We start from the raw sequence: 16,928 nt of genomic DNA, 5'->3' as shown, positions 1-16,928 counted from the left end.
TTCAGATGACCGGGTAGGTCTGTCGACCCACGGAGACATAGGTGAAACCGCGTTTGCTCAACCGCTGCGGATCGAACAAGTTGCGTCCGTCGAAAATCAGCGGTTGCTTGAGCTGCCGGCTGAGCAGGTCGAAGTCAGGTGCGCGAAACGATTGCCACTCGGTGACGATGATCAAGGCGTCGGCATTTTTCAGCGCCGCTTCCTTGGTGCCCGCTAGCGTCAAGTCATCGCGCGAGCCATAAATACGCTGGGCCTCCTCCATGGCTTTGGGGTCGAACGCCTGGACGCTGGCGCCGGCACGCCACAAGGCTTCCATCAATACCCGGCTGGGGGCTTCGCGCATGTCGTCGGTGTTGGGTTTGAAGCTCAGGCCCCACAGGGCAAAGGTCTTGCCGCGAAGTGCGCCATCGAAGTGATTGAAAATCCGGGTGTACAGGCTGGCTTTCTGTTCGTCGTTGCGCGACTGGACGGCCTTGAGTACCCGAGCATCGATGTCGACGCTGGCGGCGGCGTGTATCAGCGCCTTGACGTCCTTGGGGAAACACGAACCGCCGTAGCCCACACCCGGATAGATAAATTGATAACCGATGCGCGGATCAGAGCCGATGCCATGCCTGACCATTTCGATATCGGCACCCAGTTTCTCGGCGAGGCAGGCCATTTCGTTCATGAAGCTGATCTTGGTCGCCAACATGCTGTTGGCGGCGTACTTGGTCAGTTCGGCGCTGCGCAGGTCCATGACGATGATCTTTTCGCGGTTGCGATTGAACGGTTCGTACAGTTCCCGCATGACCTCTTCGGCGTGCTGGCTGTCGGTGCCGATGATGATCCGGTCCGGGCGCATGCAGTCTTCGACCGCGCAGCCTTCCTTGAGAAACTCGGGGTTGGAGACCACGTCGAAGGTCAGGTCTGCGCGACCGTTGTCGGCCAGCACCTGCTCGATGTGCGCCCGCACCCGGTCGCCGGTCCCGACGGGGACGGTGGATTTATCGACGATGATGTGATGCCGGTCCATGTTCAGCGCGATGGTTTGCGCAACGCTCAGTACATGTTTGAGGTCTGCCGACCCGTCTTCGTCTGGCGGTGTGCCAACGGCAATCAACAGCACATCGCCATGGTGGACAGCGCTGGCAAGGTCAGTGCCGAACTGCAGTCGTCCACTCTGGTAATTGTTGTGGACCAGGCTTTTCAGCCCCGGCTCATAGAGCGGCAGCGTGCCATCCTGCAACGCCTGTACCTTGTCGGCGTCGACATCCACGCAGAGGACGTTGTGGCCCACTTCTGCCAGCGCCGCGCCTTGGACAAGTCCAACGTAACCAATACCGAATACGCTCACATTCATGATCAAACCTCGGGTCGTCGTGACAGCGATCAACGATGGGCAGGGGTCAATAGATGTTTTTCGAGAACAAGGTGAAGGGCGTCTTGATGAGGATCTTGATGTCCAGCCACAGCGACCATTGGTTGATGTAGTTGAGGTCCTGGGCGACGCGCAGCTGCATCTTTTCCACCGTTTCGGTTTCGCCTCGATGCCCGGTGATCTGGGCCAACCCGGTAATCCCCGGTTTGAGGCGGTGACGGGCCATGTAGGCGCGCACTTTGCCGGTGTAGTAAATGTTGTGGGTGACGGCATGCGGGCGGGGGCCGACCAGGGCCATTTGCCCGAACAACACGTTGAACAGCTGCGGTAACTCGTCGATGGAACTGCGGCGCAGAAAGCGTCCGAGCGGCGTGACGCGATCATCGTCACGGGTGGCCTGGTGAACTTCGCGATCGTCGTGGAGGCGCATCGAACGAAATTTCCAGACCTTGATCACTTCGCCGTTGCAGCCGTGGCGATTTTGCTTGAACAGCACGGGACCGGCGGAGGTCAGCTTGACGGCGATCGCTACCATCAAGAGCAACGGACTGAGGGCAATAATGGCCACGGCGGCCAGGCTGCGTTCGAACAGGTCCTTGCAAAACAGGCTGGCGGGGTGCGAGCTGATCAGGCTCTCGTTGAGGTAAATCGCCGGCATTCGCTCGATTTCAGAGATCGAGTGATTGAGCAGCACCATGCTGCCGAAATCCGGAATCCACACCACGTCGACGTTCATGTCCAGCAGATCGATGTAGAGCGCTTCGATGGTGGCGGCATGCGCCATCGTCAGGACAATGTAGACGCGGCGTACGTCCAGGCGGGTGATGATCTCGCGGATCCCGTCGACGTGACCCAGCAGCGGCAGAATGCTCGGTGCCGGGCCGCTGCTATCGGCGGCGGCGATGAAACCCAATACCAGCGCGCGGTTCGGCTGGGAGAGTTTTTTCGCGAGTTCATGGGCGGTCGGGCAAGTGCCGATGATCACCGAGCGACGTTCCCTGCAGATCATTCGCGAATGCAGCCGGGCGAAATAATGCAAGGGCAGGAAAGTCGCAGCCTGGACGAAAAAGCCCAGCACTGCCCAGACCATAATGACCTGGCGCGAGTAAATCGCACTGGTCTGGGTGGTGAAAGCAATGGCCGCCAGCACTGCCAGCAGGATCAACCAGCCGGCCAGTAACCGGCCGAGCCCGACCACCAGGCCGTGTCGCTTGTGGTAGACCTGCATCATGCTGTAGATGGGTACCGAACCGAGCACGGTCAAAATCATCAGGATGCGGTATTCACTGGTCAGACTGCCAACACGCCAATACACCAGTAGCGTCAGCAGCGAGATGGCCAGTGTCATCGCACATAACCACTGGCCCCAGAACGTCAGGCCTCGGCGATGTGCAATGTGAGCGGTGTATTGCGGAGTCATGGGCTTGACCTCGAGGCATGAGTGATCTATCGGCACTGAACGGCAGCCACGACGTGGCTTCCGCAGGGCTTTTCCGTAGCTCGGCAGAGGTGAAGCGAGGTGTGAGGGGCAGATAGAGGTGCAGCAAAAGCGTGACCGGCTGTTACCTGGGCACGAAGTCGTAGTTGTAGAACGTTCGGGAATGGTTGTAGCCGTACTTGCGTGCCTTGCGCAGATCGACTTGATTGAGCACTGCGCCAAATACCGGTACATGGCTTTGTTGCAACATTGAAATGCCTCTTTGCACCTGATTGATCGGCGTGCTGTCGGCCTTGACCACATAGATCACGGCATCCGAATGCCTGGCCAGCAACAGCGCGTCGCTGATCATCTCTGCAGGGGGAGAGTCGATGATGATGTGGCGGTAACGCGACTTGAGTACCTCAAGCATGCGCGCCATGCGCGGTGAGCTGAGCAGGTCCTGTGGCGGCGGCTGGCGTGTCGAACTGAGCGGGTCCGCAGGGGATGGCAGGCGCGGTGCGCTGAACAGATCCTGCGATGCAGGCGTCATCCTCCCGGCCGGCAGCATGTCCAGGTTGCCCACCGAAACGATGCAGTCTTCGAGCCGGGCAGTGCCCGCAATCACATTGGCCAGTCCCGGACTGTCAGGCGGAAAGTCGAAGTTCAGCGACAGGGTTGGCTGACGCATGTCTGCATCGATCAGCAGCACACGCTCCAAGGGTGTGAGTGAGCTGGCCAGGTTGTTGGCAATCGTGCTTTTTCCTTCACCGGCCACGGTCGACGTGACCAGCACCACCTGCGACGGCATGTCACTGCTTTGCAACATCAGCCAGGTGCGCAGGTTGCGAATGGTCTCGGAGAAGCGCGGGTTTTCATTGTCTTCGAACAACCGCGCCAGTTGCCGACGGCTTTTCTTCATGACCAGCGGAACGACGCTGAGCAGCGGAATGTTCAGCGTGCTTTCGATCGACTCATCAGTCTTGAAGGTGTTGCTCAGTTTGTCCATGAGCAAGGCCAGCGCCATGCCGATCACCGTCGCGATCAAACCGACGATCCCGACAATCAATGTTTTACGGGGCTTGCTCGCTTCGACAGGAACAATGGCCGGATCGACGATGCGCACTTTGGTGGAGTCCATGTCGGCGGTGGCGGCGGTTTCCTTCAAGCGGGTGACGAAGGTTTCATACAGTGCGCGGGTGCTGTCGACTTCACGCTGGAACTCGCGCAACTGGAATTCCTTGCGGGCGATGTCCTGGATCTGCGCCTTGTTACTGTTGAAGGATTGGCGTAGCGAGGCTTCACTGGCCGAGGCCAGCTGGAATTGGCGTTCGATCCCGGCGACCACTTGCTGAACCTGCAACTGCAGGCTGGTGGTCGCGGCGCGCAATTCGGATTGCGCGGAAATCAGGCTCGGGTGTTTCGGCCCATAGCGCCCCGCCAGCTCATCGACCTTGGCTTGTGCCTTGGCCCGATCCGCCTGGAATTGCTGGACCAAAGGGTTACTCAAGACCGCCGGCACACTGGAGAGCCGGCTCAAATCGCCGCTGCTCAGGGCCTTCGCCTGACGGTATTCGCTCTCGGCTTCAGCGCGGTTGCGACGGGCGTCGACCATACGATTGCCGGTCATTTCCAATTCGTTGGCGCTGATGGTTGCGACCCCGCCAACGTCGACCAGGCCTTGCTCCTCCCGGTATCCCTGAAGCTTTTTCTCGGCGGTGCGCAGGTTGTCGCGCAGCTTGACGAGTCGTGTGTTCATCCACGCCGTGGTGGTCTGCGAGGACTTCTCGCTGGTGTCCAGTTGGCTGTCGGTAAAGCCTTGGGCCAGCGCGTTTGCCGCTGCTGCCGCCAGAACCGGATCGGGCAGTTCGACCTCGATTTCCAGCAGTTGGCTCTTGCCGACGAACTTGACGCTGGTGTGCAACATGAGGTTCTGCGTGACCTGATTGAAAACATCTTCCTCGCTGGGCGCGTCTTTCACCGGGGCCAACGTGCCCAGTCCTGGCAGCCATTGGTCCAGGTCGAGGTCCGCCAGCCATTTGCGCGGTGTGAACCACGGCTTCGGTTGCTGGCGCGGGTCGGTGACCGGGTGGGTCGTCAGGTTGAGTTTTTTCACCGCGCGTTCGGCAAGGTCCCGTGATTGCAGGAGCGCCTGTTGAGTCTGCAAGTATTCGGTGGCGTTGCTGCCTGAATCCTTGACCTGCTGGAAGGACATCAGGGGCGGTGTTTTATCGTTGAACAGCAAAGTGGTGCTGCCGATGTATTGCGGGGTAATGGCCGACACCGCAATGGCCGCCAGGGCACAGCAGAACAGGACCAGCCATCCGATGGTCCATTTGGCGCGCCAGATCACCCTCCAGATGTTGAGCAAGTCAATGGTGTCCTGACGTTCGCTGTACGGCTGATGCACATGCGTTTGAAGAGGACGCTCGACGTAGGGGCTAGGGCTGTTGTCCATGGTCAGAAAAACCCTTGTGCAATGGAAATGGTATCGCCGGGGGCAATCGTGGTGCTTCGGGTGACCTCATCGGTGAGTGTGGCGCCGCCGTCACCGCGCACGATGGTCACGCGCTTGATCGAGGCCCGCTCGGTCAAGCCACCGCCCAGGGCGATGGCTTTCTCCAGCGTCAGCCCGGGTATGAATGGATAATTACCGGGTTTTTTCACTTCGCCGTTGATGTAGAACGGGCGGTATTCGATCTGGCTCAAGCTGACTTTCGGGTCGGTCAGATACCCTTGTTTGAGTCCGTCGACGATGATTCTTTCGACTTGACCGGGGGTCAGTCCCGTCGCGGAAATCTCCCCCAGAAAGGGGTAGGAAAAGGTGCCGGCATCGCTCAGGCGGATCTTTTTCATGCTCAACTCTGGCTCGCCAAATACGATGATGCGCAAGACATCGCCAGCGGCCAGTTTGTACTGAGTGCCGGGGTCTGCTGCATAGGTGTTGGGTAGAACCGCCAATGCGAACAACAAGCCGAGTGTGTGTGAGTTCATGGCGAAACCCTCTAGAGGCTTACGTTGAAGCTGATCTGAACCACATTGCGGGTAAAACTTTCGTTGTCGGCATCGGAGTCGTTATCGCGGAACCGATAGCCGAGTTCGATATCCAGCCACCGGCGCATCGCATAGATCACGGCCAGGTTGTAGTCCTGCAGGTCGTCCGTGCGGCTTTGGCCCTCGTAGACATAACGACCGAATCCGGCTTGTGCCACCGTGGTGATCCGTTCGGTCCAGCCATGGCGCCAACCGACCTGAGTGAAGGTCGACTTGACGGCATCGGCGCCATCGTCGCCTTCGGCGAGGGCCTGACGGGCCACAAAGGTGAACGTTGAATACGTTCGCGGCTTCCATTGCAGGTCCACTTGCCAGGTGGGGTTATCGAGGTCCTTGGATTCGCTGCTGTCGAAGTCCTTTTTCTCATACCCGACGCGGACTTTACCGGTGGTCTTTGCAGTGATATCCCAGACGGCACCGGCCAACACTGCGTTGGATTTGCTGCTGCGCGGGCTGTCGGGCTGCTGGTAGTCAAATTGGGTGTGGTCGTATTCGAGCAGGCCACGGGTATTGCTGCCGATGCGGTGATACCAGGTGGTCGTCAGACCGGCGGTATTGCGCTCTTTGTCGTCATTGATGCCGTCGGCATTGTCGTAACGGAGTTCTGCGTAGCTGGCGCCGAAATCGATCTGATTGTCAGCGCTCTTGGCGCCGTAGGTGTAGAGGCCTCCCACCCGTTTGTTGTTGAGCTTGTCATTGACGCCTTCGACAGCAGTCGATTCGGTGCGCTCGTATTTTCGATACTCGGCTTCGAGTTTCAGACGGTGGCGGTCGGTGAATTCCATGACGCTGTCCGCCCGCACCCGTTGTGCGGTGTACGAGGCATCCGACTCGTCATGATAAATGTAGCGGGCAGGCTGCCAGATCAGTCGGGTGGCGCTGTTGCGATCTTCGGCCTTGAGTTCGAAGTTGGGCACCAACTTGGTGATCATGGAGGATTGTTTATTGTTCTCCACCTCCCGGAAGTTATCGTCATGGCTTTCTGAAAACAGAAAGGTGGGTGTGAAATCGAACCCGTAAACATCAATAGGCGCCGGATCAATACTCCAGGCCATTCCAGGGTAGAGAGAAGCCATGATCAGTGCAAAAGGGCAACGTGAGTTCAAGGCCATGTCATGGCTCCTGGAAAAAACATGGAAATCAGAGAGTTAGAGAGTGGTGTGAGGCGTGCTGACGTTCAAGGTCACCTAATGGCAAGCAAATAGCCTGTTCCCGATTAAGGAACTGCATCAGGATCATGACGCGCTCAGACCCATGGGACGCGATGAAAACACCTTCGAGCGTCGACAGCGGACCGCGGATAATTTGCAGGTGATCGCCGGGCGTCAGGGGTGGGTCATTGGGGGACTCTGCGGATTCGCTACAGCGCGCACGCAGATGCTCGATGACGTACTCGGTCACCGTCGCAGGACCGTGATTGAATTCGACAATACGACTGACGCCGCGCGTAGATCGTATGGGCGACCAGTTATCGTTACCGCCAAGATGGATAAACAGATACCCGGGGAAGAGGGACTCGCGTACGTGGTGTCGTTTGCCACGAAGGATGCGTTCACTCAACAGTTGAGGGTGAAACACGACATAGTTTTGTTGAAGCAGGTTGATGTGGGCGCGTTCATCCTGGTGAGGCTTGCATTGCAACAGATACCAGTTGGAACGTTCGGAGCTGATGGCTGACATGCTGGTAAACCTCGTGAGTATCGAAAGTTTAGGCAGGCAGGAGGCTCTATTAAGGCCCGAAGAGTATTTAAAGCCAAACAGAGAGGTTGTTCTTGTCGGGTGCGTTAATGTGTATCAATAACGAATCATGACATGTCTCATTGTTGAAACAGTGTGGTAATGAAAGTGCGCTATATCTGACAGCGTATTGGGTATAAAGCTTGAGTGGTTTTCCGAAGACAAAGCTACCGCACGGTCCCTGTCAGGGGGGCCAGCAAAAACAAGGATTTCAGAAGTTATCTGGTGAAGCAGCGCAAACAAGGAAACTGCACTCGTATTCTGTTCCACCAGACCACGGGTAGTTATTGATCAGTCTCTATAATCTGTCAAACGTTCCTTGTCAAAAAATATGCCTTTTGTCCAATAGTGCATTCGGTTGTAGGCAAGCATTTGTTTTTAAAGCTGATTTAGTTTCCGTCGAACGGTGTAAACTTTTTATGATATTTGTAGTCTTGCGCTGCGGAGCGGGTCTGGAGACTGATCACCCATCATTGGGTCATGTAATGGAATCTGGTATCTCGGCAATTGCAACGCTATAACTAATTGCCTCGGACTGGACAAGCGGGATAACCATCATGACCATTCTTGTGACAGGCGCGGCGGGTTTCATCGGGTACCACACCGTCAAACGATTGTGCCTGGAGGGGCGAGAAGTTGTCGGTATCGACAACCTTAACGATTATTACAGTGTGGAATTAAAACACGCTCGGCTCAAACAGTTGAGTGAGTTGCACGGTTTCCGTTTTCAGACGATGGATATAGTCAACAAGCCGGCCTTGATGACGTTATTCAAAGACAGTGGATTCACCGAGGTCGTGCATCTGGCGGCGCAAGCGGGGGTTCGTTATTCGCTGGATAACCCGGATGTGTATGCGCAGTCGAATCTGGTGGGATTCCTGAACGTGCTGGAAGCCTGCCGACACTATCGGCCCGCGCACCTGATCTATGCGTCGAGCAGTTCGGTGTACGGCGCCAACAGCAAGCTCCCGTTCAGCGTCGATGACCCGGTCGATCAACCGGTTTCGCTGTACGCCGCTAGCAAGCGAGCCAATGAGTTGCTTGCCCACAGCTATTGCCATCTCTACGGTCTTCGCGCCAGCGGCCTGCGTTTTTTTACCGTATACGGGCCTTGGGGGCGTCCCGATATGGCGCTGTTCACGTTTACCGAGGCGATGCTCAGGGGCCAGCCGATTGATATTTACAACCATGGCCAGATGGCGCGCGATTTCACCTATGTCGATGACATTGTCGAAAGCATTGTCAGGTTGCGTCCAAAGCCACCCGTTCCGGACGAGGCTGGCAATGGCATCAACCGGATTTTCAATATCGGGCGTGGCAAGCCAGTCGCGTTGCTGGATTTTGTCGAATGCCTGGAGTCGGCATTGGGCATAAAAGCCCGGCGCAACTTTTTGCCGATGCAATCGGGCGATGTCATCAAGACGTGGGCCGATGTGTCGGCGCTGGCAGACTGGGTCGGCTTCTCGCCCCACGTGGAGGTTGAGGCAGGCGTGAGGCAGTTTGTGCAGTGGTATCGCGACTTCTATCAGGTATGAGTCTGACGCCTCACCCCAACACGAAATCCACCGGGTCCAGTGCTGGAGGGAGCTGCGTTTCCCCTAACGCTGCAAGGATTTCCCGCTCGATAGTGCGCACGATGGCATCGATGGGCAGGTCGCAGCGGCTACTGGCGACCGTCACCATCAGGCAGCGCAGGTCAATCCGTTTGGCGATCGAGCCCTTGATCGCGCTCACAATGTTGAGGAAAGTCGGTTTGGGTCTGACGATCATGGTGTTCCGCCTACTGGGAAAACGGGTGATTCAGAGCGGGCGCAGGCTAAGAGCATGAGGGCTGCCCGTCCAATCACCGTTGATGACCGGGTGATCGGCGGGCTCTATGACTCACACGCTTCTCTGTAGCAGCTGCCGAGCCTGCGAGGCTGCGTTCGGCTGCGCAGCAGTCGTAAACCAAAGCTCGCGGTGTGTCAGTCAGACCACGGAAACCGGGTTTACGACTGCTGCGCAGCCGAACGCAGCCTCGCAAGCTCGACAGCTGCTACGGGGCGCCGTGTGGTGTGGTGTGGTGTGGTGTTTTGTTCACAACGCATCGCCCAGCAATTTTAGATACTCGGGGCTCTCGGAAATTGAATTGTGGCCCACACCCGGCACGAGCCGCAGCGTCGCCACGCCTTTGGCGAAATGCGTATAGAGCTGCTCCGTACTCGATCGCGGTATGACTTCGTCGTGCTCCGCGGCGATCAACAGCGTCGGTATGGTGATGTGCGCCGCGTACTTCCATGATTCAAATCGCTCCCGCAGCAGCCATTTCACTGGAAACCACGGGTACTGACGCACGGCGAGATCTTCGAGGCTGTTGTAAGGCGTGATCAGGATCAGGCTGGAAGCCGGGCGCTGGCTGGCGAGGCGCACGGCGACCCCCGAACCGAGGCTGCGCCCGACCACTGCAATGTGCGGATGAGTGTCGTAGACCTTGTCAAACAAGGTCATGGCATCGCGCTGGATGGCCTCCTCGGAAGGCGAGCCCGAGCTTCCCCCAAAGCCTCGATAGTGCAGCAAGTAGATCGCATGATCCGGGAAGGCCTGCGCGAACCCGGGCAGGTTGCGAGAGACGTCCTCGGCATTGCCTCCGAAATAGATCAGTGCCTTCGGTCCGTCGTGGGGCCTGACCGACACCAGCACATCCGCATCGTCTACCGTCAGTTTGAGCAGCGTATCGGGCATCTCGATGGCGCTGGGTTGCGGGAAGTAGATGAGCGCGCGCTGAAACACGAACAACGCCGCACACAGCGTCAGGTACAACGCGGCAAGGATGACGACGATTAACACCAGGGTTCGTGGCATTCGGCTAACTTTAACGGGCGACATTGACGGCTCTGGGCTGAGAAAACCAATCCACTGGATCGGAGCCAGAGTTTAGTTCATCGGTAGCCAGGCACACCGAGCCCGGCTACAGAGGAGGGCGCCCATGCCCATCGCTGCACAGTGGCTCAACGTCCAGCCTGGCGAAAGAAGCGCCCTGATGCTGGGGTTCGCGTTCCATTTCTGCGTGCTGGCCAGTTATTACCTGGTGCGTCCGCTGCGCGATGCCTTGGGCCTGGAGGGCGGTGCCGACAAATTGCAGTGGCTGTTCACGGCAACTTTCGTGGTGATGCTGCTGATGGTCCCGGTGTTCGGTGCGCTGGCCTCGCGGCTGCCGGCCACGCGTTTCGTGCCGCTGATCTACCGCGTGATCGCCGTATCGATGCTGGTGTTTGGCGCGTTGATCGCCAACCACATCGCGCCGGTGGCCGTCGGGCGGGTGTTTTTCGTCTGGATCAGCATCTACAACCTGTTCATCGTCACGATTCTCTGGAGCGTGCTGGTCGACCGGTTTACCAGTGAGCAAGGACGGCGGCTGTTCGGCTTCATCGCGGCGGGCGGCACCCTGGGCACGTTCATCGGGCCGTTGCTGGCGGCGACCATGGCCACGCGTCTGGGCCCGGTGGCGTTGACCGTCGCGGCGGCGCTGCTGCTGGAAATCGCGGTGCGCTGCTATCGGGCGCTGCTGTCCCGGACCCGGTCGCAGTCCGGCAGCCGCTTGCTCGATGATCGGCGCATGGGCGGCAGCATGCTGGGCGGGATCACGCTGATTGTGCGCTCGCCTTATCTGATGGGGCTGGTGTTGTTCATGCTGCTGCACACCAGCGCCGCGACCTTGTTGTATTTCGAGCAGGGACGGATTGTGGCGGGTAGCTATGCTGATGTGGCCAGCCGAACGCAATTCTTCGCTGTGGTCGATTTGATCGTGTCGGCGCTGACCTTGAGCTTTCAACTGCTGCTGACGGCGCCGTTGATTCGCTTGATCGGTGTCGGCGGGGCGCTGGTGGCGTTGCCGTTGGCGACGATCGCGGCGTTTACCGCCATGGCCCTGGCGCCCGTGCCAACCACCGTCGCACTGGCGCAGGGGCTGCGTCGTGCGGTCGAGTTCGCCATCGTGCGTCCGGCGCGCGAGGTGTTGTGGACCGTGGTCAGCCGTGAGGAGAAGTACAAGGCCAAGAATGTGATCGAAACCCTGGTGTACCGCGGCGGAGATGCCGCCAGTGGCTGGTTGTCGGTCAGTTTGACGGCCTTGGGCGCGGGTTTTGGTCTGGTGGCGCTGCTGATCGTGCCGTTTGCCGGGCTGTGGGGCTGGTTATGCCTGTGGCTGGCCAGGCGCCAGGAACAAACGGCGGACCGTAAAAATGTGGAAGGGCAAATTTCATGATCCACACTGATCGGTACACGCGTCGCCAAATACTCACGCTGGCTGCCGGTGCTTCGGCGGTTTTCACCTTCGGCCCAGCCTTTGCTGAAACCACGCCGTCGAAGGAAACAGGAGGCAAGAACATGCTGACCCGCGCCATTCCTTCCAGCTCCGAGCCATTGCCCATTGTCGGGTTGGGCACTTATCGCGGTTTTGATGTCGAGCCTTCGAGCCCCGCCTACAAACAGTTACCGGCTGTTCTGCGGGCGTTGTTCGAGAAGGGCGGAACGGTGATCGACAGCTCGCCGATGTATGGCCGGGCTGAAGAGACGACCGGTGAATTGCTGTCGATTCATGAGCCGCGTTCGCCCGCATTCCTGGCCACCAAGGTCTGGACCCGGGGCCGCGAAGAAGGCATCGCGCAGATGGAGCAGTCCTTCAAACTGCTGCAAACCGACCGCATCGATCTGATGCAGATCCACAACCTGCTGGACTGGCAAACCCATCTGCCGACCTTGCGCAAATGGAAGGAAGAAGGGCGAATCCGCTACATCGGCATCACCCATTACACGGCCTCGGCGTATGAAGAAGTGGAAGCGGTGCTCAGGGCCGAGCCACTGGATTTCTTGCAGATCAACTATGCCCTGGACGATCGCGGCGTCGAGAAACGCATCCTGCCGCTGTGTCGCGAGCGCGGCGTGGCGGTGATCTGCAATCGGCCGTTCGGTGGCGGTAACTTGCTTACCCGTTTGAAGGGCAAGCCGCTACCGGGTTGGACTTCGCAAGTGGGGGTCAACAGTTGGCCGCAACTGGCGCTTAAGTTCCTGCTGTCGCATTCCGCGGTGACCTGCGTGATTCCCGGCACCGGCAACCCGCGCTACATGGCGGACAACGCCCGCGCGGGTTTCGGGCCGATGCTGACCGATGCGCAGCGCCTGCAGTTAATCGATATTGTCGGTTAAGTGCACTAGCGAAACTGCTCCGGGAGGGCCTCGGCAAACGGATACATCGAGAAGTAGGGCCTGGTTTCGTCGAGGACCCGCTGGACAGACGGCCGGGTCATCAACCGTTCAATACGCGTTCAAGTGGCGGTATTCGCCGGGGAACGGTTGCAATGTGCTGGCATAAAACAGCGCCGGGGTCGCCGCACAATCGCCAGGAGTACGAGGCCAGCGGATGGTAGTAACGCGTCAGCGACATCTTTGAACTCCTCCTGAAAAGTTGCCTTCATCAGCATAGCCGCCGCCCGAGAATGTCCGGGGCGCAGTGCTAGACTTTTGAGGTGGGATGAGTCTGTTGGAGGTATGACATGACGGCTCAATCGATGGACAAAGAGCACATCGGTGTTGTGGTGCGCAATTACGTGGAGGGCATGGTTTTCGCGGACGAAGCGTTGCTGCGGCAGGCTTTTCATCCGGCTTGTCGCATCATCGGTCACTATCAACAAGCGCTGGAATGGTTATCGCTGGAGGACTTCATCAGCGCGATCAAGGCCGAAGGCCCGGCGGCCAAAGAGGTCGAACCGTTTTGGCAAACCGTCAGCGTTGACATAACGGGTGATGCCGCCGCCGTAAAAGTCATTGATGATTACGTCGGCATGCGGTTCACGGATTATCTGTCGTTACTGAAAATCAACGAACGCTGGATGATTGTTAACAAGGTGTATTTTTTGAACGAGTAAAGCGTGGTGGCCCGGGAATCAAACGACTTCCGGGCCACTGGAGCAATCAGCGACGATCCAGCCACACCGTCTGCGCATTGCAGAACTCGCGCACGCCGAAGTGCGACAGCTCGCGACCGAAACCGCTTTTCTTCACGCCGCCAAAGGTCACGCGCGGGTCGCTTGCGCAGTAGCCATTGATAAACACGCCACCGGTTTCCAGTTCGCCGGCCATCTGCTGGGCCCGTTCGACGTTGCCGGTGTAGATAGTCGCGGCGAGGCCGAATTCGCTGTCATTTGCCAGTTCCAGCGCATGGGCTGCATCGCGCGCGGTAATGATCGAGGCCACCGGGCCAAACAGTTCCTGCTTGAACGAGGTCATCTGGTCGGTGACATCACCGAAGACAGTCAGCTCATAGAAGTTGCCCGGGCCTTCAGCCTTCTTGCCGCCCAGCAATAATGTCGCGCCTTCTTCCAGGGTGTCGCGTACCTGTTGATCCAGTTCATCACGCAAGTCAAAGCGAGCCATCGGGCCAATGTACGTTTCAGCCGCCAATGGATCACCGACCACCAGTTTGCGGGTGGCCTCGACAAACTTGCGGGTGAACTCTTCGACGATGCCTTGCTCGACGATCAAGCGCTTCGCGGCGGCGCAAACCTGCCCGGTGTTTTGATAACGGCCAATCACGGCGGCTTTGACCGCTTCGTCGAGGTCGGCGTCGTTGAGCACGATGAATGGATCAGAACCGCCAAGCTCCAATACACATTTCTTCAATGCTGCACCGGCCTGCGCGCCGATGGCCATGCCGGCGCGTACGCTGCCGGTGAGGGTGACGGCTGCGATGCGCGGATCAGCGATGGCTGTGGAAACGCCTTCCGGCGTGACGTTGATGATCTCGAACACACCTTCAGGGAAGTCAGCCTGCTTGAAGGCTTCCTGCAACAGATAGGCGCTGCCCATCACGTTCGGTGCATGTTTGAGCACGTAGGTGTTGCCGGCAATCAGCGCGGGAACGGCGCCACGCAGCACCTGCCAGATCGGGAAATTCCACGGCATCACCGCGAGAATCGGGCCGAGCGGGCGATACTCGATGCGTGCTTTGCCACCTTCAACCAGGGTCGGCTCGGCGGTCAGCATGGCGGGGCCGTGTTCGGCGTACCACTCGCAGAGCTGCGCACATTTTTCAATTTCACCGCATGCCTGAGTGATCGGCTTGCCCATTTCCAGGGTAATCATCTCGGCCATCGCTGCCGCGTTGTTGCGCAATGCCTGAGCCAGGGTGATCAGCAGCTGCGAGCGTTGCGCAACCGCTGTACTGCGCCAGACGCGGAACCCGGCAGCGGCACGGGACAGTGCGGCTTGCAGCGCCGAATCGGATTCAAAAGGGTAGTGGCCGATCTGCTCGCCAGTGGCAGGGTTGATCGAAATGGCGTGGGTGAGACTGGAAACGTTGGTCATGGCACCGTCCTGCAAGGTGGAAATGCGCTCAGATTACGGTGGCGTTTGTTTTCTGGAAACTGAATAATGCTGAGCATATCGTTCACGTTTGGAGAATGGCTTGGACCTGGTTCAGCTGGAAATTTTCAAAGCAGTGGCCGAACACGGCAGCATCAGCGTGGCCGCTCAGCACATCCATCGGGTGCCGTCGAACCTGACAACGCGGATCAAGCAACTGGAGCAGGACCTGGGCGTGGACCTGTTTATCCGCGAGAAAAGCCGCCTGCGCCTGTCGCCGGCCGGCTGGAGTTTTCTGGATTACGCCCGGCGCATTCTCGATCTGGTGCAGGAAGCCCGGGCGACGGTGGCCGGTGAAGAACCCCAGGGTGCGTTTGCTTTGGGGTCACTGGAGAGCACGGCGGCGGTGCGCATCCCCGAGCTGTTGGCCGCCTATAACCAGAAGCACGCCAAGGTCGAGCTCGACCTGTCCACCGGACCTTCCGGGACCATGATCGACGGCGTACTGTCAGGCCGACTGGCCGCTGCGTTTGTCGACGGACCGGTGCTGCACCCGGCACTGGAAGGCGTGCCGGCCTTCGAGGAAGAAATGGTGCTGATCGCGCCGCTCAACCATGCCCCGATCAACCGCGCGCGGGACGTCAACGGCGAAAACATCTATGCCTTCCGCTCCAATTGCTCGTACCGACACCACTTCGAAAGCTGGTTCAGCAAGGACGCGGCGGTGCCGGGCAAAATCTTCGAAATGGAGTCCTACCATGGCATGCTGGCCTGCGTCAGCGCCGGTGCTGGCCTGGCGCTGATGCCGCGCAGCATGCTCGAAAGCATGCCGGGCTGCACGACGGTCAGCGTCTGGCCGTTGTCGCAATCCTTCCGGTATTTACGCACCTGGCTGGTGTGGCGCAGAGGCACAGTGTCGCAGAGCCTGACCATGTTTGTGAGGTTGCTGGAGGAGCGGGGTGTGGTGCAGCACGAAACCTGAATCCCTGGATAAACGCAAAAACCCTGTAGGAGTGAGCCTGCTCGCGATAGCGGTCTGACAGACACCTATTCTTTGACTGACACACCCTCATCGCCAGCAGGCTGGCTCCCACAGTTCTGTTCAGCCTGCCCGGTGAACCATTGCATAATTAGCGCGCACGCAGGATGAGACGCCGCCGAAGGTTGCACGCACAGCGAATATACCTTCATTGATGATGAATCGAAGCGCCGCGCCACTCTGACCCAGCTAAATCGCGGCGAAGGTCGGCATGGCCTTGCCCTCGCCGTGTTCCATGGCTCGCGCGGCGAGCTTCGCCAGCGCTACCGCGAAGGTCAGGAGGATCAACTCGGTGCCTTGGGCCTGGTGGTGAATTTCTTCGTGCTGTGGAAACACCCTTTATATGACGGCCGCCGTGGAACGGCTAAAGCAACACGGCTCCCCGGTGCGGGACGAGGATCTGGCTCGGCTATCGCCGCTGATCTACGAGTACATCAAAATGTTGGGGCGGTACTCTTTCGCGGTACCGGAAGGGGTTGCCCGAGGTGAGCTGCGGCCACTGCGTAATCCCGAGGATGACAGATGACCCGAGATGGATTCGGTACAGCCTCAGTGCAACCAGCACTGTTTGAACTTCTTCCCACTTCCACAGGGACAAGGTTCATTTCGACCCATTTTGACTTCAGCCCTCACCGGAGCGAGCGCACTCCGTAGCACCTAGCGACGCTGCACCAGCGCGTGGTTAGCAGCGCCGTATTGCGCGTCTGTTACGCGCCCAGAAACATACGTACGTTATCGCCTCTGCCCCGACCTCTTTCCCCAAGCATCCGCCGCGACAAAGCGATACCACCTCACGGCCAGAGGCTATTCGAGAGAGATTGGAATTTCCAATGCGAGAGATATTACATAACGATCTAGAAAACTAGTATTTCTGACAGTGGCCAGTAAGCGCTGGAGGAATTCACAATGATCCGGACGAGCCAGGAGGTTGTGCCGGATGCATATGCGGTGCAACCCGCTGGACGTGCTATGCATGATCAATT

At 58.6% G+C, this 16,928-nt stretch carries 13 protein-coding genes and 4 pseudogenes; 6 read left to right on the top strand and 11 right to left on the bottom strand.

The window, feature by feature from the left end; genetic code table 11:
• Position 1 precedes the first annotated feature (1 nt).
• From ACYZTY_RS15915 to rfaH, 6 genes are all read right to left on the bottom strand, one after another.
• Positions 2 to 1,342 (bottom strand): UDP-glucose dehydrogenase family protein, encoded by a 1,341-nt coding sequence (locus ACYZTY_RS15915; RefSeq protein ID WP_461954505.1) that lies wholly within the window; start codon positions 1,340 to 1,342, stop codon positions 2 to 4.
• 46 nt (positions 1,343 to 1,388) lie between these two features.
• Positions 1,389 to 2,780, bottom strand: coding sequence for an undecaprenyl-phosphate glucose phosphotransferase (locus ACYZTY_RS15910; RefSeq protein WP_461954504.1), 1,392 nt, complete (start codon positions 2,778 to 2,780; stop codon positions 1,389 to 1,391).
• A 142-nt stretch (positions 2,781 to 2,922) separates the two neighbouring features.
• A complete protein-coding gene (locus ACYZTY_RS15905) occupies positions 2,923 to 5,235 on the bottom strand; it encodes a GumC family protein (RefSeq protein ID WP_461954503.1) in 2,313 nt (770 codons plus the stop codon).
• Between the two features lie 2 nt (positions 5,236 to 5,237).
• Entirely contained in the window at positions 5,238 to 5,771 is a 534-nt protein-coding gene (locus ACYZTY_RS15900) for a polysaccharide biosynthesis/export family protein (protein ID WP_461954502.1), read from the bottom strand.
• An 11-nt stretch (positions 5,772 to 5,782) separates the two neighbouring features.
• Entirely contained in the window at positions 5,783 to 6,943 is a 1,161-nt protein-coding gene (locus ACYZTY_RS15895; RefSeq protein WP_461954501.1) for an outer membrane beta-barrel protein, read from the bottom strand.
• Positions 6,944 to 6,971: 28 nt separating this feature from the next.
• The gene (rfaH, locus tag ACYZTY_RS15890; protein WP_461954500.1) at positions 6,972 to 7,511 is read right to left on the bottom strand and encodes a transcription/translation regulatory transformer protein RfaH; all 540 of its coding nucleotides are present in this window, start codon (positions 7,509 to 7,511) and stop codon (positions 6,972 to 6,974) included.
• 614 nt (positions 7,512 to 8,125) lie between these two features.
• On the opposite strand from rfaH, the gene ACYZTY_RS15885 reads away from it, so the two are divergent.
• Positions 8,126 to 9,103, top strand: coding sequence for an NAD-dependent epimerase (locus tag ACYZTY_RS15885; RefSeq protein WP_461954499.1), 978 nt, complete (start codon positions 8,126 to 8,128; stop codon positions 9,101 to 9,103).
• A 10-nt stretch (positions 9,104 to 9,113) separates the two neighbouring features.
• Here ACYZTY_RS15885 and ACYZTY_RS15880 read toward each other — a convergent pair.
• Positions 9,114 to 9,224, bottom strand: a pseudogene (locus tag ACYZTY_RS15880) (bestrophin family protein); the annotation flags it as partial.
• 420 nt (positions 9,225 to 9,644) lie between these two features.
• Positions 9,645 to 10,409, bottom strand: coding sequence for an alpha/beta hydrolase (locus ACYZTY_RS15875; RefSeq protein ID WP_461954498.1), 765 nt, complete (start codon positions 10,407 to 10,409; stop codon positions 9,645 to 9,647).
• 124 nt (positions 10,410 to 10,533) lie between these two features.
• Between ACYZTY_RS15875 and ACYZTY_RS15870 the strand changes: the two genes are divergently transcribed.
• Both ACYZTY_RS15870 and ACYZTY_RS15865 read left to right on the top strand, forming a co-directional pair.
• On the top strand, positions 10,534 to 11,811 hold the full coding sequence (locus ACYZTY_RS15870) for an NTP/NDP exchange transporter (RefSeq protein ID WP_461954497.1): 1,278 nt from the start codon (positions 10,534 to 10,536) through the stop codon (positions 11,809 to 11,811).
• The gene (locus ACYZTY_RS15865; protein ID WP_461954496.1) at positions 11,808 to 12,752 is read left to right on the top strand and encodes an aldo/keto reductase; all 945 of its coding nucleotides are present in this window, start codon (positions 11,808 to 11,810) and stop codon (positions 12,750 to 12,752) included. The genes ACYZTY_RS15870 and ACYZTY_RS15865 overlap by 4 nt, the downstream gene beginning before the upstream one ends.
• Before the next feature lie 5 nt (positions 12,753 to 12,757).
• Here the strand turns inward: ACYZTY_RS15865 and ACYZTY_RS15860 are convergent.
• Positions 12,758 to 12,947 (bottom strand): annotated as a pseudogene (locus ACYZTY_RS15860) (glutathione S-transferase family protein); the annotation flags it as partial.
• Between the two features lie 152 nt (positions 12,948 to 13,099).
• On the opposite strand from ACYZTY_RS15860, the gene ACYZTY_RS15855 reads away from it, so the two are divergent.
• The gene (locus ACYZTY_RS15855; RefSeq protein ID WP_461954495.1) at positions 13,100 to 13,471 is read left to right on the top strand and encodes a nuclear transport factor 2 family protein; all 372 of its coding nucleotides are present in this window, start codon (positions 13,100 to 13,102) and stop codon (positions 13,469 to 13,471) included.
• Positions 13,472 to 13,517: 46 nt separating this feature from the next.
• On the opposite strand, the gene ACYZTY_RS15850 is transcribed toward ACYZTY_RS15855, so the two are convergent.
• Positions 13,518 to 14,909: an aldehyde dehydrogenase family protein gene (locus tag ACYZTY_RS15850; protein ID WP_461954494.1), complete on the bottom strand. Its 1,392-nt coding sequence runs from the start codon at positions 14,907 to 14,909 to the stop codon at positions 13,518 to 13,520.
• 100 nt (positions 14,910 to 15,009) lie between these two features.
• Between ACYZTY_RS15850 and ptrR the strand changes: the two genes are divergently transcribed.
• Together ptrR and ACYZTY_RS15840 are read left to right on the top strand one after the other, a co-directional pair.
• Positions 15,010 to 15,888 (top strand): putrescine utilization regulator PtrR, encoded by an 879-nt coding sequence (gene ptrR / locus ACYZTY_RS15845; protein WP_461954493.1) that lies wholly within the window; start codon positions 15,010 to 15,012, stop codon positions 15,886 to 15,888.
• A 204-nt stretch (positions 15,889 to 16,092) separates the two neighbouring features.
• Positions 16,093 to 16,471, top strand: a pseudogene (locus ACYZTY_RS15840) (Tn3 family transposase); the annotation flags it as partial.
• Positions 16,472 to 16,494: 23 nt separating this feature from the next.
• On the opposite strand, the pseudogene ACYZTY_RS15835 reads toward ACYZTY_RS15840, so the two are convergent.
• A pseudogene (locus ACYZTY_RS15835) lies at positions 16,495 to 16,587 on the bottom strand (SEC-C metal-binding domain-containing protein); the annotation flags it as partial.
• Positions 16,588 to 16,928: the final 341 nt, after the last annotated feature.

Source organism: Pseudomonas sp. LB1P83 (assembly GCF_054897885.1).
Note: the sequence above shows the minus strand (reverse complement) of the source record. Positions and strands in the feature narration are given on the sequence as shown.